Genomic DNA, 21340 nt, shown 5'->3' on the forward strand with positions numbered 1-21340 from the left:
TCAGACGTACAGCGCCTGGGGATTGAGATCGCATTCCTGCATCGGTTCGCTGCGCCAGCCCAGCGCGACGGGCACATCGTACAGCCGCGGGTTGCCCAGTTCAGGCCAGATATGGCACAGGCCGGGGACGACGACCTTCACCGTGTGCAGGGGAATATCGGGACGTGAATGGTTGTACACCAGGGTTTCGAGCCCCAGTCCGGCGGCGATGGCGACGCAGTGCGAGATGGCTTCGGCGATGGGCAGTGGCGCTGCGGGCTGTGCCGTCTGGAGGGGACGGGCATCGATGTCCTCCAGCGGATGCAGGAAAGCCGGGTCGCCGTCCACCGAGAAGCTCTTTTGCGCCGCGATCAGCTGGCTCATCTCGGTCAGCGCGCGCTCGCAGGCCAGGCCGAGGTCCAGGCTGCAGCCGAAGCCCACGGCCCATTGGCCGTCCGGGGCGTGGCGTCCTGCCGCCACCACCACCGGGATGCCGAAGTCATGCGTGATGTCGAGCAGCCAGTACGTCCATTGCGGGCCGCAGCTGCGCTCCAGGCGCAGGCGGCTTTCGGCCGCAACGTCCTCCAGCGCGATGCCCGGCCTGCGGATCCGGCCATACCACCAGATGGCGGCGGCGTCGCGTTCGACCAGTTCCATGAAGCCTTGCAGGATGGCTTCCTCCAGGGTGTTGCCCGCCGCGCAGCCGTTGGAGGTCCAGTTGACGTGGTGCTGGCTTTCGGCCGGCGCATGGGCCAGGCAGAAGGCCAGCGGGAGATAGCAGCGCTCATCCGCGCTCAGGGACCATGCGGGAGCCCACCAGGTGGGCTCGGGCGCAGGCCCGCTCTCCTGTACGGCCACGGCATGTGGGGGTTTGTCGGTGCCAAGGCGCGATCTCTGGCGATCACTGAAGCGTGCCAGCGCGGCCGGGGCGATGCTGCGCGCGTCCAGCTCGCCGGCGGGTGCGATCACCACGGCTTCGTCACCCTGGTGGAAGGCGGTGTAGCGTTCGATGGCTTCGCACATCGCGCTGGCGCGGGCCTGGGCCTCGGACAGGCCCTTGCCCAGGCACAGCTGTGTCCATGCCTGTGTCCACAGACCCGGCTGCGGCGCGGCGGTGCGCGAGATCTCGCTGCGGTAGACCGTGAGACCGCCATCGGCCGGCGTGTTCACCGGCACCACCCGTGCGATCACGCCAGTCAGGGGGCTGACCTGGTCGGACAGGCGCTCGATCGTGGCCGATGCCTGCATGGTGCGCCAGCCCCCATCGGTCCGCGATGCCCGCGCCCGGGACGACGGCCTGATGGGATCGCGCTGGCGACGGGCCACCAGATCCGGTGTTCCGCAGCACGGGCATTGAGGTCGGGTGATCACAGGATGGCGCTGCATCGGCGCCAGGCTCCAGACGGCCTGCGCCTCGCCGGGCCTTTCCAGCATGCGGCGGGCCACGGCAAGCAGCTCCTTCAGTCGGGCCGCGATGAGATCGGCCTGGGCGTGCAGGGGCGCCACGGTGTCCTTGCCATGCAGACTGCAGTTGGCGGCACGGGCGGGGTGGTTGCGCCGCCAGCGATGGGCGAGGCAGTGCCAGCAGGCGGCTGGCGCCTGCTGTCCGGGCGCAGCGAACAGGGGGCCGGTCATGGCCTGTTCGCCGGCGGGCCTGACCAGCATCCAGGGTCGGCCCCTGGCCCGCTGGCGGGCATCGATGGCTTCCAGGCGCGGGTCCAGATAGTCGTCGCAGAACACGACGGTGAGACCGGCTTCCGTGGCGGGGCCCGGGGCCAGGGCCGCAGCCCATTCCCGCGCGGCCGCGCCGTCCAGCGCACGGGTCAGCACGATGGCATCGGCTTGTCCAGATGCTTCGACATGCAGCGGCGGCACCGAGAAGTCGGGGCGCAGATAGGCGCCTGCACCCGCTTGCGCCACAGGCTGGACCAGGCCCTGGCGCAGCAGTGCGTCCAGCGCATGCAGCATCTGCGCCACAGGGGCGCCGGGCGTGCTGGCGCAATGCGCGGCCAGGCTCATGCCCTGGCGCAGGGGCGCATCCAGTGCCAGCACGCCGGCGGAGCCCAGCACCAGCGTCTCGCGCTCACCCGCGAGCAGCAGCCGGCCGTCGCGCAGCACGGGCGGCAGGAATTTCTCGTGCCAGCGCAAGGCGTCGGAGAACAGGTCCGTGGCGGGAGCGCGCGTGGCAGATGGCGCGGTGGCGGGGGCCGTGGCCTCAGGCATGGGGCGGCCCCCCGATGTCCAGGCGGACGATGGCATAGGGATACTGGCCGGTCGTGGCATGGAAGGCCGTCTCGAACAACTGGTGCTGCTGCGAGAACCGGGCATAGGGATGTTCTTCGAAGCCGACCCGCATCGATGGATGCAGGCCTGCCAGCTGCGTGGAGTCCTTGAAGCCGGAGACCACGGGAAGCCGCATGCCGCCCACCTGCATGGGCAGTTGCGCGAGCAGGGGGTGGACATGGTCCAGCACCACGGTACAACCAGGGCTGCCGGGGCGCGCGAAGCGATCGGCCAACTGGTGAAGCATGGCCTGCAGCGGCTCCTGGGGAAGATAGGGGCAGACGCCTTCCAGCAGCACGAGCACGGGTTGCCTGCCCGGCAGGCCGGCGGCATCCAGCCAGCGGGTATCGAGGATGGAGCAGGCCAGGTGGGCCTCTTCATCCGAAGGGGCCATGCATTGCCCGCGCAGCGCGATGGCATCGGGCAGGTCCACGTTCAGCCAGCGCGCGGCAACCCCCCTGGTGGCCAGGCGGCTGCGCCGCGTGCACAGGCCTGCGCCCAGTGCGATGCACAGGCTGTCGGGCTGGGCATGGAGAAACTCCACTGCGAGTCGGTCGAACAGCAGCGAACGCAGCACGACGCCGCGCACGAAGGCGGCATCGGTCGCATAGGACGGGGTGTCGGGAGGCAGCGCCGCCAGGATGCGGCGCGCCTCGGGGTCGGCAAAGGCGGGCAGCTCGCCCAGGCCCTGCTCGCCGGGCGTTGCGGCGCGCGCACGCGCCGCAAGCGTCAGCAGCAAGGTCGCCGTGGCGCCTTGCAGCTGCGGCATGACCGTGTCAGCAGGTGAAGGGATAGGCGTCACCCGTGTTGTTGTACGAGGTCAGCGCGATGGCCCGCATGTCCTGTTCCGCAGGGGCGACCGGATAGTTCAGCACGATGCCGTTCTTGATGGGCGTGCCATCGGGGCGCTGGAGGTTCCACTGGCCACGTGTCGCGTCCCAGGTGAAGGATTCCTCGATGTCGAAGCGGACCTGGAAGTTGAAAGGGTTGTTGTAGCCCAGCCATTGGCTGAGCACGGGCGCCTTGTCGGCACCGTCGTTGCGTGTCAGGGCTTCATGGAACTCGGGAGATTGCCAGGCCAGCGCGATGGCACGCAGCACCACGCCGCCGAAGGCCAGCAGCGAGTCCGGGCCACCGCCGGGGATGCCCAGTCCCGTGGGCAGGGCACCCCTGAGCATGCCGCCCTGTTGAGGCTCGAACGAGGTGCTGACGCCCATGAAGTTGGGGAACTGCTGGTAGTAGGCGGCCAGTGCCTCGGTGGCATGGGTCTGGGGCGCCTGGGGCAGCACGATGACGAAGGCGTCGTCCGGACCGACCCAGCCGGAGGTGAGCACAGGCTTCCACTCGGCGCGCATGGCCGGATCGTCACTCAGGTACAGCGACACATCGACCTGCGGCCACTGCGTCGGAAGGCCGAAGTCGCGGTGCAGCATGGGCTGGATGTCGCGCTGTGCGAGCAGATCGCGGCGATAGGCGTCATCCTGCCAGGACCGGGCGATGGCCCGGAGATAGGCGAGGCGGAAGGCGAGCAACGGTTCGGCATTCTGTAGCTGGGTGGTCATATGACTGCATCCTCGATTCAAGAAAAATGCACTTGCGCAGGCAGGTGCACGGACAGTTCCGGCCGCAGCGCGGCCAGTTCACGCAGGCGCGCGTCCATGTCCGGCCCGGCGCTTGCCAGGGTCTGGGACATGGACAGCGCCTCGTATTCGGTTCGGTATTTGCCGGCCGCCCGCGCGGTGTCGGCGGCCTGGACCAGGCTGGCCTGCACCCGCGCGGCATCGGCTCCCATGGCCTGCAGGCAGCGGGCCTTCTTCAGGTGCAGCTCGCAGCTGTGCAGCCGTTCGTCGAGCCTGTCGGCCAGGCGCAGGCATTCGTCCAGTCGTTCCACGGCTTCGTCCCAGCGCTGGTGGGCCGCCAGCGTCTCGGCCGCAAAGGAGCGGTAGTAGCTTTGGCAGTAGCGGCAGCCCATGTCCCACAGCAGTTGCGCCGTGGCATCGGCGCTGGCGATGTCCGCGCAGTCGCCCGAGGCCCAGCAGCGGATGATCTGCGCGTAGCCCGTGAAGGCGGGCAGTCCGTAGCGTGCCGTGATGTCCAGCAGTTCCCCGGTGGTGGCCAGCGCGCTGCCACGGTCATTCCGTGCCTGATGGCCCAGGGCCTGGTAGAGCAGTGCCATGCTCAGCGAAGGAATGTGCGAGACCTCGTGCGCCAGGCGCACGGCCTGGGCGGCATCGGCCTGGGCGGCCTGGTCGAAGCCCGCGAACCAGCGCACCAGGGCGCGTCCGCAAGTGGCCCAGACGCGTGTGTCGAATCCGAAGTCGGCCGCATGGTGGGCATGTGCCACGGGGTCGTACCGGCCGATGGCATCGGTCAGCGTGTGCTCGGCCAGATCGAAGCGCCCGTCGGAGTAGTGGGCCAGGCCCAGGTAGGTCTGCGCCGCCACGAGCACGCCGGTGTCGTGCTGCTGTTGCGCATGGCCGAGCAGGCGCTGGCTCAGTCGCCGCACTTCCGAGCGGTTGCTGGCCACATGGTGGTAGGTGATGAGCATCCACAGGTGCTGCACCTGCTTGTGGATGGCCACGGAGTCCGGGCCCGGCGCGGTGCCGGGCGTTCCATGCGGTGCGGGGTGGGCGTCGTAGTCGTTGAGCAGGTCCTGCGACAGGGCGATGCGCTCCACCACCTGGTCATGTGCCCAGCCATGCGTGTTCATCAGCGCCTGGGTCACATAGCCATTCACGTCCAGCCGGGCCTCGCGCTGTGCCGCCTCCGGCAACTGGTGCAGCCAGTCCTCGATGTGGCGCGCGTAGGCGATGGTTTCATCGTTCAGGGAGCGCAGCTGGGTGATGCGCAGCTGCTGCACCGCATGGGGTACGGCCTGCGCATGCTCGCCCGCATCCGCCCAGTGCTGGGCGACGCTGGCGGGCTCCGCCACCAGCTGGTCGGGGTAGTTGCGCAGCAGGGCCTGGGCGACTTCACGGTGCATGAGCCGCCGTTGCGACACCAGCATGCATTCATAGGCGGTGTCGCGGATCAGCGCGTGGCGGAACATGAAGGTTCCCGCCTTGGACAGGGGCGCGGGAACGATGAGCCCGGCTTCACCCAGCGCCGCCAGCTCCTGCTCGACCGAACTGCGCGGGCGCCCCGCGCAGGCGCTCAGCAGTCCGACCTCGAACTGCCGGCCGATCGTGGCGGCCAGCTGCAGCAGGGGCTTGAGCGGTCCTATCCGGTCGAAGCGGCTGACCAGCGAGTCGCGCAGCGTCAGCGGAATGGCCGCGGGCTGCTGCGTGTTGCGGAAGTCCCAGACACCATCCTTGTCCACCAGGTAGGCGTCCAGCAGCATGCGGCCCATTTCCTGGATGAACAGCGGTACGCCGTCGGTACGGTCGACCACGTGGCGGACCACGGCGGCGCTGACCTTGTGCGGGGCCAGCACCTGGCGTACCAGCTCGGTGGCCTGTGCATCCTCCAGCCGCCGCAGGTCCAGGCAGTCGGCGGGAAGCCCTTTCGGTGGCTTCCACTGGGGGCGGGCGGTCAGCACCAGAAGCACGCGCCGTCGGGACAGGCGTGCCACCAGCTGCTCGATGAGTTCGATGCTGGTGGGGTCGGCCCAGTGCACATCCTCGACCACCAGCAGCAAAGGCCCGGACATGGCCATGTGCAGCAGCCATTGCGCGGCCGACTGCAGCAGCAGTGCCCTTTGCATCACGGCGGAGGCGCGGCTGGGCTCGCAGTCGCCCAGGGGCAGTGACAGCCAGGTGCACAGGATGGGCAGTGCCGCATCCGCATCGCAGCCGGCGGCCTGAAGGGCCTGGTGCAGCAGCTTGCGGTGGTCCTGAGAAGGGGCGGCCTCCAGACGCTGGCGTATCAGTCCCAGGAAGGGCGTGAGCGCGGTATTGCGGTGCTCGGGCTGGCATTGCACGACCACGGCCTTCGCTCCCTGTCTGCTGGCATGCACGCGCAGCATGTCGGCCAGGCAGGACTTGCCGATGCCGGGCTCTCCGCGTATCCACAAGGCCTGCCCGCGGCTTTCGCAGGCCTGCGCCCAGGCCGCCTGCAGGCGCTGCAACTCGGGTTCGCGGCCGACGCACGGTGGTGCTGACACCGGCGCGGGCGAGGGCGCTTGCGGCGCGGCATCCTCGTCCAGGCGGTAGGTCTGTATGCCGGCGGGCTGCCCCGGCAGGCGCACGCTGCCGGCTTTTTCGAAACTGGCATGCGGGGCCAGCAGCCGGTAGCTGGTGTCGCTGGCCAGCAAGGTCCCCGTGTCCGCCACGGCCTCCAGCCGCATGGCCACATTGACGGCGTGGCCCGTCGGGGTCTCGCCTCCGGCCACGACAGCCATGCCGGTGTGCATTCCCATGCGGATGCCCAGGTGCACGCCGTGCATCTGGGCGACGGCACCGGACCGGCTGCGGCTCAGGGCCAGCAGCTCCCGGGCCGTCATGCCGGCCTGGCGGGCATCGGTGTCGCTGCTGTGCGGATAGCCGAACAGCACGATCATGCGATCGCCCAGCGTGCCCGCCAGCATGCCGCCGCGTCGTGTCGCGGTGTCCGCGAAGAGCGCGAGCTCCTCGCGCTGCAGCAGCGCGATGCCCTCGATGTCCAGGGGGTGCGGAGGACGTTGGGTGGTGCCGTCGGCGTCGGTGCCGGGCCAGATGGAGACACTGCAGCACAGCACGGTGAGCTGGCGCATTTCGGAGAAGACGCGTGTCGTCGCCACGGTGCGCGCCAGGTCGTCGTGGTGCGGCTGCGCCGCCGCCGGCAGGGTGCCCACGAGGTCGTCGAGCCGCACGCGCAGCAGCTCTCCCAGCAGGGAGGCTGCCGATGCGCTGCGCTCCGCGGCTTTCTTCTTGAGCGCCTTGCGCAGCAGGGGAGCGATCGCATGCGTGGCAATGGCCGGTGGCAGCGGCACCTCCTGGGGGCTGAGCTGAAGGTGCACGATCTCGGCCGCCGACGCCCCCTGCACCGCGGGCACGCCCGTGAGGCATTCGAGGAACATCAGGCCCCAGGCGTAGAGATCGGTGCGGGTGCCTGGCGGTTCGCCGCGCAATTGCTCGGGTGCGCTGTAGGCCGGGGTTCCAAGGCACTCTTCGCCCATCGTCAGCTGGGACTGCTGGGGATCCGGCACCTGCGGCAGCAGGGTACCGATGCCGAAGTCCAGCACCATGGCGTGCCGCAGCGCTCCGGTGGAGGTCACCATCACGTTGTCGGGCTTGAGATCGCGGTGCACGATGCCCGCGGCGTGCGCGCAATCGAGCGCGTCCAGCACCTGGGCCATGAGACGGCCGGTTTCCGAGGCGCTCAGCGCCCCCTGGCGGCGCAGGAGGCTCTTGAGGGTCTCGCCCGGCACATATTCGAAGACGCCGTAGACGCTGTCGCCCTGCTCGCCCTTGTCCAGCAGCTGGACGATATGGGGGTGGTGCAGCGCGGCGCACAATTGGGTCTCGCGGTGAAAGCGCTCGACCTGCCGGCCGCCGGGCTGGATCTTGACGACCTTGATGGCCACCGATGCGCCCGTGCGCAGGTGCCGTGCGCGGTACACGGTGCCGTAGCCTCCCGAGCCCAGTGTTTCCAGCAACTCATAGTCCGGGATCACCAGCCGGGCCTGCGCCGGTCGGGACAACGCTGATTGCGTGGGGTTGGTGATGGCATCCTGCATTTCGGCCTCTGTTGGGGGGACGTCGTCACTCCTCCTGACGGTATCCGTTCGTCGATTTATCGGCAGTTGGACTGCGTTTTTGATACCTTTCGTCACTATAACTTACGAGCCCGGCCGCCCATCGAATTTTCGCCCGGGCAGGAGGCTGTGCCGGGGAGCTTCGAGAGGGCATGCCATCGCTCCGGGACGGCGTCCGCATCAGGTGCCCTTCAGGGCACAGTGCCCGCAGCGGCCCGGATCTCTGGCAGGATGCCTGCCGGCACGGTGGACCATCCTGAAGCACGGGCCGGCCGGCCCGGGAGCGCCTCAGCTCCAGCCCGCCGCATTGCGCAGGCGTATGCCGCTGGCGTGCAGTGAACTGTCCCAGATGCCGCGCAAACCGGCCAGCGAATCGACGATGCGCAGTTGGGTGCCGCAGCGGGCCAGGGCCTGCGGCAGGTCGGTCAGCGTATTGCGGCGCAGCGGATGCACGGCCTGCCGGCTCACGAACATGCCGGCATCCCCGATGCTCTCGAAAGCCTGCGCAGGCAGCTCGTAGCGGTGGATATGGGCTGCCTGCAGACGCTGTGCCCAGGCGGTTTCCACCCAGGCCACGGCGGACATGCCGGGCGGCAGGCCGGCCAGCCAGCGGTTGCGGTCCTCGGGCGTGCTGCGGCCGTGCGGCCACACGACGATGCGCGGGCATTCCCGGGGGAACAGATACAGGCGCTGGTGGTCCTGGTCGATGGCCCAGACCAGGGGGCCGTTGAGCCACTCCTGGCCTGGACGGCGTCGTGCGGGCTGTAGCACGGGGCGCGGGATGAACTGGCGGATATCCCCGTCCTCACTGAAATGGAACAGTTGCATGGCGGGCAGTGTATGCAGCTGCGGCGCCATGGCCTATGATGCGCGGCACCTGTGGTTATTTACAGGTTCCATCCACACAGAAAGGTCCATGCACCATGAACGGTCATTGTCTTTGCGGCGCAGTCAGTTTTGTCTCTCCCAAGACCCGTGAGATCGGGGCGTGCCATTGCGGCAGCTGCAGGCGCTGGGGCGGTGGTCCCATGCTGACCGTGCACTGCGGCCCGGATGTGCGTTTCGGCGGGCAGGAGCAGATCGGTGTCTATGCGTCCTCCGAATGGGCCGAGCGTGCCTTCTGCAAGCAGTGCGGCACGCATCTCTATTACAGGCTGCATGCGACGGGCGAGTACTTCATGCCGGCAGGGGCCTTCGAGACCCAGGATTTCGAGCTGGCCAGCCAGATCTACATCGACAAGAAGCCCGCCTACTACGACTTCGCCAACCAGACGCCCACCATGACCGAGGCCGAGGTCATCGCCCAGTACGCGCCGCCGCAGGCATGAGCGACAGGAGACAGGACATGTCCGATGAAGTCGGCACCCTGGCCGCCGTGCCCGCCGCCCGGCCCGGCGATACCGTCCAGGCCATCGACACCCCCAGCCTGGTGCTGGACCTTGCGCCCTTCGAGGCCAATCTGCGGGCCATGCAGGACTGGGCCGACCGCCATGGCGTGGCGCTGCGTCCCCATGCCAAGGCCCACAAATGCCCGCAGATCGCCCTGCGCCAGCTGGCCCGGGGTGCGCGCGGCATCTGCTGCCAGAAGGTGAGCGAGGCCGTGCCCTTCGTGGCGGCCGGCGTGCGTGACATCCTGATCAGCAACGAGGTCGTGGGGCCAGCCAAGATCGCGCTGCTGGCCCGCCTGGCGGGCCATGCCCGCATGGCGGTGTGCGTGGACGACGCGGGTAACCTGGCCCAGCTGTCCGAGGCCATGTCGCGTGCCGGCGTGCAGCTGGATGTGCTGGTCGAGATCGATGTGGGGCAGGGGCGCTGCGGCATCTCCGACCCCGGGCAGGTGCTGGCGCTGGCGCGCCTGGCGCAGGAACTGCCGGGCCTGCGGTTCGCGGGCCTGCAGGCCTATCACGGCACGGTGCAGCATTTGCGCAGCCGCGAGGAGCGTCAGCGCGTGTGCCGTGAAGCGGCAGACAGGGCGGCGGCCTGCGCGCAATGGCTGCGCGGGCATGGCATCGCTTGCGCCACCATCACCGGCGGTGGCACGGGCAGCGTGGAGTTCGACGCCGCCAGCGGCGTCTACACCGAGCTGCAGCCAGGCTCCTATGCCTTCATGGATGGCGACTATGGCGCCAACGAGTGGGGTGGTGCGCTGGCCTTCGAGGACAGCCTCTTTCTCGTGTCCACGGTGATGAGCCGGCCCGCGCCCGACCGCGCCATCCTCGATGCGGGCCTGAAGTCCACCTCCGCCGAATGCGGGCCGCCCAGCGTGCTCGATGCTCCCGGCCTGCATTGCGTGGCCATCAACGATGAGCACAGCGTGGTCCGTGTGCAGCCCGGTGCCACCGCCGCTGCCATGCCGGGCAGCGTGCTGCGGCTGCGCCCCTCGCATGTGGACCCCACCTTCAACCTGCATGACGTGCTGGTCGTGGTGCGCGGCGGCGTGGTGCAGGAGATCTGGCCGATCGCGGCACGCGGGCTGTCGCGCTGAAGGCCGTGCCGCCATGTGGCAAAGCCGCCGGCCTTGCAGCGCGGCGGCTTGGCGGATCTGGCGGCCGGATGGTGCCTACAGCTCGATCTTTGCGCGGCGGATCACGTCGCCGAAGCGCTTGTTCTCCTCGACCATGAAGACCTTGAATTCCTCGGGCGTGGGGAAGTAGTTCTCATAGCCGAAGGTCTGGAACTTGGGCTGTACGTCGGGCTCGCGCAGAGCCTTCATGGTGTCCTGGCGGATCTTCTCGACCACGGCCGGCGGCGTGGAGCGGGACACGGCAAAGGCATTCCATCCCGTGACCACGGCGTCCGCCGGGCCGCCCGATTCAGCCACCGTCGGCACATCCTCGTACCCCTTGAGGCGATGGGGAGCCAGCACGGCGAGGAAGCGCAGCTTGCCCGAGCGCATCAGCGGGCCCGCCGTGCCGGAGGAGCCCAGCGCGAAGGCCAGCTCACCCGTGGCCACGCTGGTATAGAGCTGGCTGGTCTCCTTGTAGATGACATGCTCCATCTTCGTGCCGGTCAGCGACTCCAGCAGGGCCGAGCCCAGGTGCACGGGGTTGCCCACGGACCACGAGCCGTAGTTGAGCTTGCCGGGCCGCGCCTTGGCGTCGGCGATCAGGTCGCTCATGCTCTTGTACGGGCTGTTGACCGGCACGCACACGAAGAAGAAGGTGCGGAACAGCGGCAGCACCACCTCGAAGTCCTTGTCGATGCTGTAGGGAAGTTTCTTGAACAGGTGGGGATAGGCCGCCAGGTGGACGTTGTCCAGCTGGATGATGTCCGTGCCGTCGGCGGCGCCGCGCTTGAAGGCCTCGATGGCGATGAAGCCGTTGCCGCCCGGGCGGTTTTCCACGATGACGGGCTGATTCCACAGGCGTGCCAGCTTGTCGGCCACCAGGCGCGAGGTACCGTCGGGTCCGCCGCCCACGGGGAAGGGGTTGATGATGCGAACCTGCTTGGCGGGCCAGTTGGCTGCGCCCGACTGCGCGCGCGCGGGCGCCATGGCGCCCAGGGCCAGGGCTCCAAGAGCCAGGCCTGCCTGGCGGCGGGTGATGCTATGGGTCATGGTTGTCTCCGGATATACCAATCGTTGCTTGCTCGGCGCCGCGGCCTCATGCCGCAAGGGCAAGGGCCGCTTTGGTTTTTGTGTCCGCTCCGCGTCTTGCGCGCGGCCGGGCTGGAGGATCCAGTCGCTGCATTGTGGCAGTTCATGGCAAAGCACCTAGGGGGCACTGCGGCTATCAGCTATAGCAAAATGGCATGGGTGGAGACGAGACGAAACGCATGAACCTGCAGCAGATAGAGACCTTCGTACATGTGGCCGAGACCGGCAGCTTCAGCAAGGCGGCCGTGCTGCTGGACACGGCGCAGCCCGCGCTCAGCCGCCAGGTGCGCGCGCTGGAGACCGAGCTGCGCGAGACGCTGCTGATCCGCACGGGCCGCGGCGTGACCCTGACCGACGCGGGCCGGCGCCTTCTGGAGCACGGCCACGCCATCATGCAGCGCGTGGCCCTGGCCCGGGAGGACCTGGGCAGCCAGCGTGACGAGCCTGTGGGCCGCATCGTGGTCGGCCTGCCGCCCAGCCTGGCGCGGCGCCTGACGCTGCCGCTGATCGATGTGTTCAGCAAGGAGATGCCCAAGGCTCGGCTGGCCGTGGTCGAGGGGTTCTCGATGAACATCGCCGAATGGCTGACCTCGGGCCGCATGGACCTGGGCCTGGTCTACACGCCCGAGCCGCATCCGCACATCGAGGTCACGCCGGTGCTGCAGGAGCGCCTGTGCCTGATCGGCCCGGCGCGCGGCCTCAAGGGGCGTGCCAGCGTGCACTTCGACGAGCTGTCGCAGTTCCCGCTGATCATGCCGCAGCGGGGGCAGATCTTCCGCAAGCTCATGGAAGCGCAGGCCACGCTGTCCCAGGTCAAGCTCAATGTGGTCTGGGAAGTCTCCAGCGTGCCCGCCATCCTGGACCTGGTGCGCGGCGGCTACGGCTACGCGGCCCTGACGGACAGCGCCATGCGCAGTCATGCCACCGACGCCGAGCTGGTCGAGGTGCCCATCGAGTCGCCCCATGTGATGAGCGCCCTGTGCCTGGTGCAGTCGGCCAAGAAAAAGGCCACGCCCCTGATTCGCCGCACCTCCGAGACGCTGCGCGCGCTGGCCATGCAGGTCTGCGCGCCGCAGCAGGGCGGCGCATAGCAGGCCGCAGGGCCTACAGCAGCGGCCGCAGCTCCCGCGCCGCCTCCTGCAGCAGCGCCAGCAGCTCGGCGGCCATGGCCTCGGCATCCATGCGCTGCGGTGAGGTCACGATATTGAGCGCGGCCACGGTATGGCCCTGCATGTTGCGCAGCGGCACGGCCAGGGCCTGCACGGCCAGTTCGTGCTCCTCCAATGCGATGCAGAAGTCCTGGCGGCGCACCTCATCGAGCACCTCGCGCAGGGCCTGCACATCGGTGACGGTATGGGCCGTGAGACGGCGCAGCGCATGCGAGGCCAGCCATTGCTCCAGGTCGGGGGGCGCCAGCGCCGCCAGCAGCACGCGGCCGGTGGAGGTCGCATGGGCCGGCAGCCGGCTGCCCAGGTGCAGGCCGTGGGCCATGAGGCGCTGGCCGCGCTCGTGCAAGGCACTGCGCGCGACGATGACCACCTCGTTGCCGTCGCGCACCACGCAGGAAAACGACAGCTGGGTCTGCGCGGCCAGGCGGTACAGCACGGGCTGGACGATACGCGGCAGGCGCGACGAGGCCAGATAGCTGCCCGACAGCCGCAGCACCTTGGGCGACAGCCAGAAGTGGCTGCCGTCGCTCTCCAGGTAGCCCAGGTGGGCCAGCGTCAGCAGGTGCCGGCGCGCGGCAGTGCGCGTGATGCCCGAGCGCTCGGCCGCCATGGTGGCATTCAGGCGCTGGCGTTCGGTATCGAAGCTCTCCAGCACGGCCAGGCCCTTGGCCAGGCCGGCGATGAAGTCATCGGGAGCGATGGGGACGGGGTCGTTCATGGGGCAGGGTGGATGTGCAGGTTATGCGCGATTGTCGCGCAGATTGCGCGATGACCGCGCAGCGGCGTCCATGGGCTATCGCCTTTGCGCTGCCTCAAAACTAGTCTTGGGCCCAGGCCATGGCATGAACCGGCCATGACATCGAACAACGCACAAGGAGGCAAAACCATGCGTACCCAAGTCGCCATCATCGGTGCAGGCCCTGCCGGCCTGCTTCTCGGCCAGTTGCTGTACCGCGCCGGCATAGACAACGTCATCATCGAGCAGCGCAGCGCTGACTACGTGCTGGGCCGTATCCGCGCCGGGGTGCTGGAGCAGGTCACCGTGGATCTGCTGGAGCAGGCCGGGGCCGATGCCCGCATGCGTGCCGAGGGCCTGCCGCACGACGGCATCGAACTGCTCTTCGGCGGCCAGCGCCACCGCATCGACCTGCATGGCCTGACGGGCGGCAAGCGCGTCATGGTCTACGGCCAGACCGAAGTCACGCGCGATCTGATGCAAGTGCGCTCGGCCGAAGGCCTGACCACCGTCTACGAGGCCGCCAATGTGCAGCCCCTGGACTTCGATGGCGACAGTCCGGTCGTGCGCTACGAAAAGGACGGCCAGGTCCATGAACTGCACTGCGACTTCATCGCGGGCTGCGACGGCTTTCACGGCATCTGCCGCGCCAGCGTGCCCAAGGACAAGGTGCGTACCTTCGAGAAGGTCTACCCCTTCGGCTGGCTGGGCCTGCTCTCGGATACGCCCCCGGTCTCGCATGAGCTGATCTATGCCCAGACCGGGCGTGGCTTCGCGCTGTGCAGCCAGCGCAGCGCCACGCGCAGCCGCTACTACCTGCAGGTGCCGCTGACCGAGAAGGTCGAGGACTGGAGCGACGAGGCCTTCTGGAACGAGCTGCGCCTGCGCCTCGATCCCGAGGCACGCGAGCGCCTGGTCACCGGCCCCTCGCTGGAAAAAAGCATCGCCCCGCTGCGCAGTTTCGTGACCGAACCCATGCGCTTCGGCCGCCTGTTCCTGGCCGGCGACGCCGCCCACATCGTGCCGCCCACGGGCGCCAAGGGCCTGAACCTCGCTGCCTCGGACGTGGGCTACCTGTCGCGCGCCTTCGCCCAGTACTACGGCGACAAGGCGCAGGACGGCATCGACGGCTATTCCGAGCAGTGCCTGCGCCGGGTCTGGAAGGCCGAGCGTTTCTCGTGGTGGATGACTTCGCTGATGCACCGCTTCCCTGACGCGGGCAGCTTCGATGCCAAGGTGCAGGAAGCAGAGCTGGATTACATCGTCCACTCCCGTGCCGGTGCCACCTCGCTGGCGGAGAACTACGTGGGATTGCCACTGGTTTGACGGCTTAGCTGCACGCGGCCATTGATGCGATCCGGTTGCCACTGCATTGCGCAAATTTGCGAGCGCGGATCGCGGCAATGGCCGTGCGCCAGGAGTAAGCTTGGCGGCTTATGGCGCACATCACGTTCCCCCCTCCCTATATCGCTCCCCAGAATGCAGCGCAGTCGCTGCGCGACGCCGGCTACGCGGTGCTGCGCCCCGATGAGTTCGCGGCCTGGGCGGGCGTGACCCTGGCCGATCTGCAGGCACTGCAGGCCGATTGGACGCAGTTGCCGCACGATGCCTTCCTCAAGGACGGCGGGCGCTACCGCCGCCGTCGGCATTCGTGCTTCATCGCCGGGCAGGAGCAACTGACGCAGGTGGCCCATCGTGCCCACTGGCAGCCCGTGGAATACAACGCGCTGCACGGCGGCATGCTGCGCATGTTCGAGCCCATGCGCGAGGCGACCGCGCAGAGCACCACCTGGAGCCGGCTGCTGCTGGCCCTGGCCGGCCTGTCGGACCAGGTGTTCTGCGCGCCGGGCGGGCATGAGCGCTGGTTCATCGAATCCCACCAGTTCCGCATCGACACGGCCGACGGCATCGGCCGGCCCACGCCCGAGGGCGCGCACCGCGACGGCGTGGATCTGGTGGCCGTGATCCTGGTCGGGCGCGAAGGCGTCAAGGGCGGCGAGACACGCATCTTCGAGGCGGCGGGCCCCAGCGGCCAGCGTTTCACGCTGACCGAGCCCTGGTCCGTGCTGCTGCTGGACGATGCACGCATGATCCACGAGACCACGCCCATACAGCCCGAGCGCCCGGGCGGCGTGCGCGACACGTTGGTGCTGACCTACCGCCGCAAGGGCTTCCAGGGCGCCGAGCTCGACCGGCGGCACCAGGACTGACTCCGCGTGTAAGCCGTGGTCCCGAAAGCCTGCCGCTGATGCAGCGAGCGTTGATGCATATCAAGACGCTGGTGCATGATGGGTGCAGACTGTGATTCATCGACCCGGCGGCTCCTGGCGCCCTGCGGCAGCCGCCATGCAAACGAAGGAGAGAAAAAGCATGTTCAAGCACATCCTGGTTCCGGTGGACGGCTCCAACAGCTCGATGCTGGCGGTGCACAAGGGCGTGGAGCTGGCCAAGGCCTTTGGCAGCACGCTGACGGCGGTCTACGTGGTGGACCCCTATCCGTTCACGGGCGTGGGCGCCGACTTCGCCTACGGCCAGTCGCAGTACCTGAGCGCGGCCACGGCCGAGGCCAATACCACGCTGGACGCCGTCAAGAAGATCGGCGATGACGCCGGTGTCGCCATCTCCACCGTGGTCGGCGAGGGCCATGCGGTGCATGAGGGCATCGTGCGCGTGCTGGAGAGCACGGGTGCGGACCTGATCATCATGGGCTCGCAAGGCCGCCGGGGCCTGGAGAAGCTGATGCTGGGCAGCGTGACCCAGCGCGTGCTGGGCGCCGTGCGCGTGCCCGTGTTGGTGGTGCGCGAGTAGGCGCAGCCCCCTTCAAGGTGCAAACGGCTCCTGCGGGAGCCGTTTTCCTTGCTGGCTTGCCTCTCAGCGGTTGAGCAGCCGTGCCAGCCAGCCCTTTTTCTTGCGTTGCAGTTCCAGCTCATGCAGGACCTCGGCCTTGAGCCGCTCCTTTTCCGCCGCGGGGCTGGCCTCTCGCGCCATGCGAAGGTAGGCCTTGGCCGAGTCCACGTAGCCGTAGTCCTCGTTGCGGATGTGGTTGAACAGCCAGCGCGAGAGCATGCCGTGCAGCTCGGCGGCAACATCCTCGCCGGCTTCGAAGCGGGTCTGCATCTCGATCACGCGGCGGGTGAACAGCTCGTGCACCTTTTTGTGCGGTCCGGCGAACATGTATCCGGCGCTCTCGATCAGGCTTTCCTCGAAGACGAAGTGCGAGACGGTGTAGTCGATCATCTCGCCGATGACATCGCCCAGGGCCTCGCGGTCGGGCGAGGCGCGCAGCTCGTAGAGTTTGTTGATGTAGTCGACGATGCGGCGGTGCTGCCGGTCGATCTCTGCAATCCCGGTGTCCAGCTCGGGGACCCAGACCAGCAATGCCATGACGTTCTCCTGAAATTCGGGTATTTCCGCAGGAGTATTCACGGGACTGTCACATGGCTTCTTGATGCAGATCATCCTGATCTGCATCAATGCATGTCGTGCTGCGGTGCAGGGGCGCGGGCCGCGCGCACCGCAGCGGTGCGTCACTCGATCTTGGCGCCCGAGGACTCGACGATCTGTTTGGACTGCCGGAAGTCCGTCTGGAACATCTTGTCGAAGTCGGCCACGGTCATGGACTGGGGCTCGGCGCCCTGGGTCTGGATGGCCTCGCGCACTTCGGGCATGGCCAGCAGCTTGTTCACTTCGGCATTGACCTTGGTCACGATGGCCGTGGGCGTGCCCTTGGGCATGAACAGGCCGTACCAGGTGCTCACGTCAAAGCCCTTGAGCCCGGATTCGGCCAGCGTGGGCGTGTCGGGCAGCGAGGAGGAACGCCTGGCCGAGGTCACGGCGATGGCGCGCAGCTTGCCCGCCTTGATCTGCGCGATGGCCGAAGGCACGGAGGACACGAGCAGGTCCACGTTGCCCGCCAGCGCATCCATCAGCGCGGGATTGGAGCCCTTGTAGGGCACGTGTACCAGCTGGATGCCCGCGGCCTTTTCCAGCAGCACGCCGGACAGGTGGATGCTGGTGCCGTTGCCGGGCGAGCCATAGGTGACCTTGCCCGGATGCTGCCTTGCGGCCGCCACGATGTCGGCCAGCGTCTTGTAGGGCGAGTTCACGCCGGTGGCGATCACGATGGGCGTGTAGGCCACATGGGCCACGGGCACCAGGTCCTTGACCGGGTTCCAGGGCAGGTTCTTGTAGAGGTAGGGGCCCAGGACCACGTTGTCCTTCTGGCCCATGACCATGTCGTAGCCGGTGGGCGCTGCCTTGGCGGCCTCGGTGATGCCGATGGTGCCGCCCGCGCCCGCACGGTTGTCGGGCACGACGGTCCACTTGCTGACTTCGGTCAGCTTGTTGGAGACCACGCGCGCGAGGATGTCGGTGCCGCCGCCGGGCGGGAAGGGAACGATCATGCGCACGGGCTTGTTCGGATAGTCGGCGGCCGGGGCTTGCGCGGCGGCGGAAAAGCTCAGGCCCATGGCGGCAGCCAAGGCGGTGCAGGTGATCAGTGGGCGGAACATGAAAAAAGAAACTCCTGGGACGGATGGGGCAGTGCCGCGCCCGGGCCGCAAGGGCAGCAGCGCATGGGCGACGTGGGCTGTCGATGATCGGGGGGGTGTTTCCGCCATCTTGCTTGGGAATCCACAATTTATATGGACTTCCGCAATGTGCGCCACAAGGGCTTGCACCCAGGGCCGGGGTTGTGCCCCGCCGTGAGGTGGATGCGTATTCTAGGCCTGCTGCCTTGGCCACGTCGCGTTCGCCACACGGCCCCGTGCACCCCCGCGGTGCTCAGGTGCTGCCTGCCAGCGCCCGGTCCAGCACGCGCACCGTCTGGTACAGCACGCGCGTGCCGTCCAGCAACTGGGCCGGCTCTATCCATTCCTCGGGCGCGTGGCTGCGGCCATGCAGGCAGGGAATGAAGATCATCCCCATGGGGCCGGTGGACGCCATGTAGGCAGCGTCGTGCCCGGCGCCGCTGGGCATGCGCATCTGCGCATAGCCGAGTTCGGCACAGGCCTGCTCCACGCCTTGCATGACCGGCTCGGCGCAGTCCGTGGGCTGCGAGCGGCTCACCTCGTCCATCACCAGGCGCACGCGCAGGGCCTGGAGGCCGGGCAGGACTTCGGCCAGCAATTGCTCGGGGAAGGTGTCCAGCAGGCCGGCGTGGTCGCTGCGCACTTCCATCATCATCTCGACCAGGCCGGGCACGGCGTTGGAGGCGTTGGGCGTGAGCGAAAGCCGGCCGACCGTGGCCACCACGTAGTGCGGATGCCCGTGCAGCGCCGAGGCCCGGCGGCTGGCCGCGTCGATGATGCGGGCCGCGCCCACCAGGGCGTCCTGGCGCATGTTCATGGGCGTGGTGCCCGCGTGATCGGCCTGTCCGTGCACGGTGAAACGCACACGGCGTATGCCGACGATGTTCGTCACCACGCCGATGGGCAGGCCGCGCTGCTCCAGCACCGGGCCTTGCTCGATGTGCAGTTCCACGAAGGCTGCCGTGCCTTTCGGACCGCGCAGCGGGCGGTCCAGGGCTTCGGGCCGGGCGCCGATGCGGCGCATGCCTTCGGCCAGGGTCTCTCCCTGCGGATTGCGTGCGGCCAGCATGGTGGCGTCCAGCTTGCCCGACAGGGCGCGGCTGCCGATGCAGGAGATGCCGTAGTCGCTGGGCTCCTCGGACAGGAAGTCGATGACCTCGAACGGATGCTGGAGCGCTATGCCCCTCTCGTGCAGTGCGTGGGCCACCTCGATGCCGGCCAGCACGCCGATGATGCCGTCGAAGCGGCCGCCCATCATCACCGTGTCGCAGTGCGATCCCGTGGAGATCGGGGCACGTGGGGTGGAGCCGGCGGCGGCGGGCAAGCGGCCCACGAGGTTGCCGCCCTCGTCGAGACGGACCTGCATGCCGGCCGCCTCGAACTCGGCGCGCAGCCAGGCGCGGGCCTGGTCGAATTCAGGCGAGAAGGCGCGGCGTGTCCAGGGGACATCGGGGCGGGTGAAGGTGGACAGGGTCTCGACGCGGCGCCACAGGCGCTCTGCGTTGATGGGGGGCAGGCATGGGGCGGCTGCCGGTGCGTTCGATGCGGTCATAGGCCAGTGATTGTCACCGCTGGCGAGCTTGTGCCAGATCCTGCAGCAGTTGCTCGAGCGCGTCGATGTCCACGGGCTTGACCAGGTGGTGGTCCATGCCGGCCTCGTGCGAGCGGCGCAGATCCTCCCGCTGACCCCAGCCCGTGAGCGCGATCAGCACGGGCTGGGCGCCGGCACCTGTGCCGCGGATGCGGCGCGCGACCTCCAATCCGTCCATGCCGGGCAGGCCGATGTCCAGCAACAGCACATGCGGCTGCCAGTGGGCCTGGGCGCGCAATGCGCCCGGGCCGTCATGGGCGATGCGTACCTCGGCGCCCAGAAGGCGCAGCACGGTGGCAAGGGTGTCGGCCGCATCCGCGTTGTCGTCCACGACGAGGATGCGGCCCAGAGCCTTGTCCGTCGCCCCACCTGGCGGCGGTGGCGGAGGAGGGGCCGCAGCCGTGCGGCCGGGCAGGGGCAGGCGCACCACGAATTCGCTGCCCAGTCCGGGGCCCTCGCTGAGGGCATGCACGCTGCCGCCATGCATCTGCACGAGGCTGCGCACCAGGGTCAGGCCGATACCCAGCCCGCCCTGGGGCGGCCTCTCTGCCCAGTCCAGCTGCGTGAACAGGCCGAATACCTGCTCCAGCATGGCCGCGGGAATGCCGATGCCGTTGTCGCTGACCGAGACCACGGCACAGGCGTCCTCGCGCCAGGTCGCCAGCCGCACATGGCCGCCTGGCTCGGTGTACTTGGCTGCGTTGTGCAGCAGGTTGGAGACAACCTGGGTCAGGCGAACCGGATCGGCATCCAGCCACAGCGGATCGGGCGGCAGGTCGATGCTCAGGTAGTGGCCTGCGTCCTCCATGGCCGCGCGGCAGGCCTCCACGGCCGTCTGCAGCACCGCTGCGAGGTTGACGGGCTTGCGCCGCAACTCGATCTTGCCCGTGGAGACCCGAGATATCTCCAGGAGATCGTCCACCAGGCGCACCATGTGTGCGACCTGGCGCTCGAGCATGGCGTGGCTGCGCTGCGCTTCCTCGCTGTGCCCTCCCATGCGCCTGAGCACCTGCAGGCCGTTGCTGATCGGCGCCAGCGGGTTGCGCAGTTCATGGGCCAGTGTGGCAAGGAACTCGTCCTTGCGGCGGTTGGCCTCCGTACGCTGCTGCGCCAGGCGCAGATGGACCTCGACGCGGGCCAGCAGGTCACACGCGGCAAAGGGCTTGACGAGGTAGTCGTCCGCGCCGGCCTGCAGGCCTTGCATGCGTGCCTGCTCGTCCGCTCGAGAGGACAGCATGATCACCGGAAGGGCGTGTGTGCCCTCGTCGGCGCGCAGGGCCTGCAGCAGACCGAAGCCGTCGAGCACGGGAATCACCATGTCCACCAGCACCAGGTCGGGGCGATGCACGCGCAGGCGGGCCAGCGCTGCCTCGCCATCGGCCACGGTTTCGATCTCGTAGTGCGGCGACAGCAACTGGCAGATGTGATCTCGCATGTCGGCGTTCCCGTCGGCGCACAGGATGCGCGCACGGGCCTGCTGCGGCGTTTCGGGCCGGCCACCGGCTCTGTCGCGCATGCGGGCCGTCCTCTCTGCGCGCGCGGGCAGGAAGCCGGGGCGCGGTTCGGGTGTCACGCGCTGACCCCGGCATCTGTGCGGGACGTGTCGCCCGGTCTCTCGGGATCGGGCGGCAAGCTGATGGGCGGCGCCGTTGCAGGCGGGTCGATGGGGTGGGGAGGGGGCTGCATCGGGTCGTCGGGATCCGCCGGGTCCGGTGGTGGCGGGGGCCCGGGTGGCCGTCGCGGGGCTTCAGGCGTACCGGGAGGCAGGGGCGGGTGATGGATCA

General features: G+C 68.7%; 17 protein-coding genes. 6 read left to right on the forward strand and 11 right to left on the reverse strand.

Annotated features, from left to right (window positions below; translation table 11 throughout):
* The 5 genes from L1Z78_RS11155 to L1Z78_RS11175 all read right to left on the reverse strand — a co-directional run bounded on the left by L1Z78_RS11155 (nucleotide 1) and on the right by L1Z78_RS11175 (nucleotide 8764).
* Nucleotides 1-2202, reverse strand: a complete 2202-nt coding sequence (locus tag L1Z78_RS11155) for a TOMM precursor leader peptide-binding protein (RefSeq protein WP_234641552.1) — start codon at nucleotides 2200-2202, stop codon at nucleotides 1-3.
* A complete protein-coding gene (locus L1Z78_RS11160) occupies nucleotides 2195-3031 on the reverse strand; it encodes a class I SAM-dependent methyltransferase (RefSeq protein ID WP_234641553.1) in 837 nt (278 codons plus the stop codon). Before L1Z78_RS11160 ends, L1Z78_RS11155 begins: the two co-directional genes overlap by 8 nt.
* Before the next feature lie 7 nt (nucleotides 3032-3038).
* Complete coding sequence (locus L1Z78_RS11165; RefSeq protein WP_234641554.1) at nucleotides 3039-3824, reverse strand: BMA_0021/BMA_0022 family TOMM bacteriocin; 786 nt, start codon at nucleotides 3822-3824, stop codon at nucleotides 3039-3041.
* A 17-nt stretch (nucleotides 3825-3841) separates the two neighbouring features.
* Nucleotides 3842-7918 carry a TOMM system kinase/cyclase fusion protein gene (locus tag L1Z78_RS11170; RefSeq protein WP_234641555.1) on the reverse strand — a complete coding sequence of 1359 codons (4077 nt, stop codon included), beginning with the start codon at nucleotides 7916-7918 and terminating at the stop codon, nucleotides 3842-3844.
* Between the two features lie 306 nt (nucleotides 7919-8224).
* Nucleotides 8225-8764, reverse strand: a complete 540-nt coding sequence (locus L1Z78_RS11175) for a DUF6886 family protein (RefSeq protein WP_234641556.1) — start codon at nucleotides 8762-8764, stop codon at nucleotides 8225-8227.
* 95 nt (nucleotides 8765-8859) lie between these two features.
* Here L1Z78_RS11175 and L1Z78_RS11180 point away from each other — a divergent pair, with 95 nt between their 5' ends.
* Both L1Z78_RS11180 and L1Z78_RS11185 read left to right on the forward strand, forming a co-directional pair.
* Complete coding sequence (locus L1Z78_RS11180; protein ID WP_267967006.1) at nucleotides 8860-9264, forward strand: GFA family protein; 405 nt, start codon at nucleotides 8860-8862, stop codon at nucleotides 9262-9264.
* A gap of 17 nt (nucleotides 9265-9281) precedes the next feature.
* On the forward strand, nucleotides 9282-10421 hold the full coding sequence (locus L1Z78_RS11185; RefSeq protein WP_234641558.1) for a DSD1 family PLP-dependent enzyme: 1140 nt from the start codon (nucleotides 9282-9284) through the stop codon (nucleotides 10419-10421).
* Nucleotides 10422-10496: 75 nt separating this feature from the next.
* Here L1Z78_RS11185 and L1Z78_RS11190 read toward each other — a convergent pair whose 3' ends face one another.
* Entirely contained in the window at nucleotides 10497-11492 is a 996-nt protein-coding gene (locus L1Z78_RS11190; RefSeq protein WP_234641559.1) for a Bug family tripartite tricarboxylate transporter substrate binding protein, read from the reverse strand.
* A 218-nt stretch (nucleotides 11493-11710) separates the two neighbouring features.
* Here L1Z78_RS11190 and L1Z78_RS11195 point away from each other — a divergent pair, with 218 nt between their 5' ends.
* The gene (locus L1Z78_RS11195) at nucleotides 11711-12622 is read left to right on the forward strand and encodes a LysR family transcriptional regulator (protein WP_234641560.1); all 912 of its coding nucleotides are present in this window, start codon (nucleotides 11711-11713) and stop codon (nucleotides 12620-12622) included.
* Nucleotides 12623-12635: 13 nt separating this feature from the next.
* On the opposite strand, the gene L1Z78_RS11200 is transcribed toward L1Z78_RS11195, so the two are convergent.
* Nucleotides 12636-13418, reverse strand: coding sequence for an IclR family transcriptional regulator domain-containing protein (locus L1Z78_RS11200; protein ID WP_234641561.1), 783 nt, complete (start codon nucleotides 13416-13418; stop codon nucleotides 12636-12638).
* A gap of 168 nt (nucleotides 13419-13586) precedes the next feature.
* On the opposite strand from L1Z78_RS11200, the gene pobA reads away from it, so the two are divergent.
* The 3 genes from pobA (at nucleotide 13587) to L1Z78_RS11215 (ending at nucleotide 16244) form a co-directional block, all read left to right on the forward strand.
* The gene (pobA, locus tag L1Z78_RS11205) at nucleotides 13587-14762 is read left to right on the forward strand and encodes a 4-hydroxybenzoate 3-monooxygenase (RefSeq protein ID WP_234641562.1); all 1176 of its coding nucleotides are present in this window, start codon (nucleotides 13587-13589) and stop codon (nucleotides 14760-14762) included.
* A gap of 110 nt (nucleotides 14763-14872) precedes the next feature.
* Nucleotides 14873-15646 carry a 2OG-Fe dioxygenase family protein gene (locus L1Z78_RS11210; RefSeq protein ID WP_234641563.1) on the forward strand — a complete coding sequence of 258 codons (774 nt, stop codon included), beginning with the start codon at nucleotides 14873-14875 and terminating at the stop codon, nucleotides 15644-15646.
* Nucleotides 15647-15806: 160 nt separating this feature from the next.
* On the forward strand, nucleotides 15807-16244 hold the full coding sequence (locus tag L1Z78_RS11215; protein WP_234641564.1) for a universal stress protein: 438 nt from the start codon (nucleotides 15807-15809) through the stop codon (nucleotides 16242-16244).
* Nucleotides 16245-16307: 63 nt separating this feature from the next.
* On the opposite strand, the gene L1Z78_RS11220 is transcribed toward L1Z78_RS11215, so the two are convergent.
* The 4 genes from L1Z78_RS11220 to L1Z78_RS11235 form a co-directional block, all read right to left on the reverse strand.
* Nucleotides 16308-16820 carry a bacteriohemerythrin gene (locus L1Z78_RS11220; RefSeq protein ID WP_234641565.1) on the reverse strand — a complete coding sequence of 171 codons (513 nt, stop codon included), beginning with the start codon at nucleotides 16818-16820 and terminating at the stop codon, nucleotides 16308-16310.
* Between the two features lie 143 nt (nucleotides 16821-16963).
* On the reverse strand, nucleotides 16964-17947 hold the full coding sequence (locus L1Z78_RS11225; protein WP_234641566.1) for a Bug family tripartite tricarboxylate transporter substrate binding protein: 984 nt from the start codon (nucleotides 17945-17947) through the stop codon (nucleotides 16964-16966).
* Nucleotides 17948-18218: 271 nt separating this feature from the next.
* Nucleotides 18219-19517, reverse strand: coding sequence for a Zn-dependent hydrolase (locus L1Z78_RS11230; protein WP_234641567.1), 1299 nt, complete (start codon nucleotides 19515-19517; stop codon nucleotides 18219-18221).
* Nucleotides 19518-19530: 13 nt separating this feature from the next.
* Nucleotides 19531-21072 (reverse strand): response regulator, encoded by a 1542-nt coding sequence (locus tag L1Z78_RS11235; RefSeq protein ID WP_234641568.1) that lies wholly within the window; start codon nucleotides 21070-21072, stop codon nucleotides 19531-19533.
* Between the last annotated feature and the right edge of the window lie 268 nt (nucleotides 21073-21340).

It is taken from the genome of Delftia tsuruhatensis (genome assembly GCF_903815225.1).
Taxonomy (GTDB): Bacteria; Pseudomonadota; Gammaproteobacteria; order Burkholderiales; family Burkholderiaceae_C; genus Comamonas; species Comamonas tsuruhatensis_A.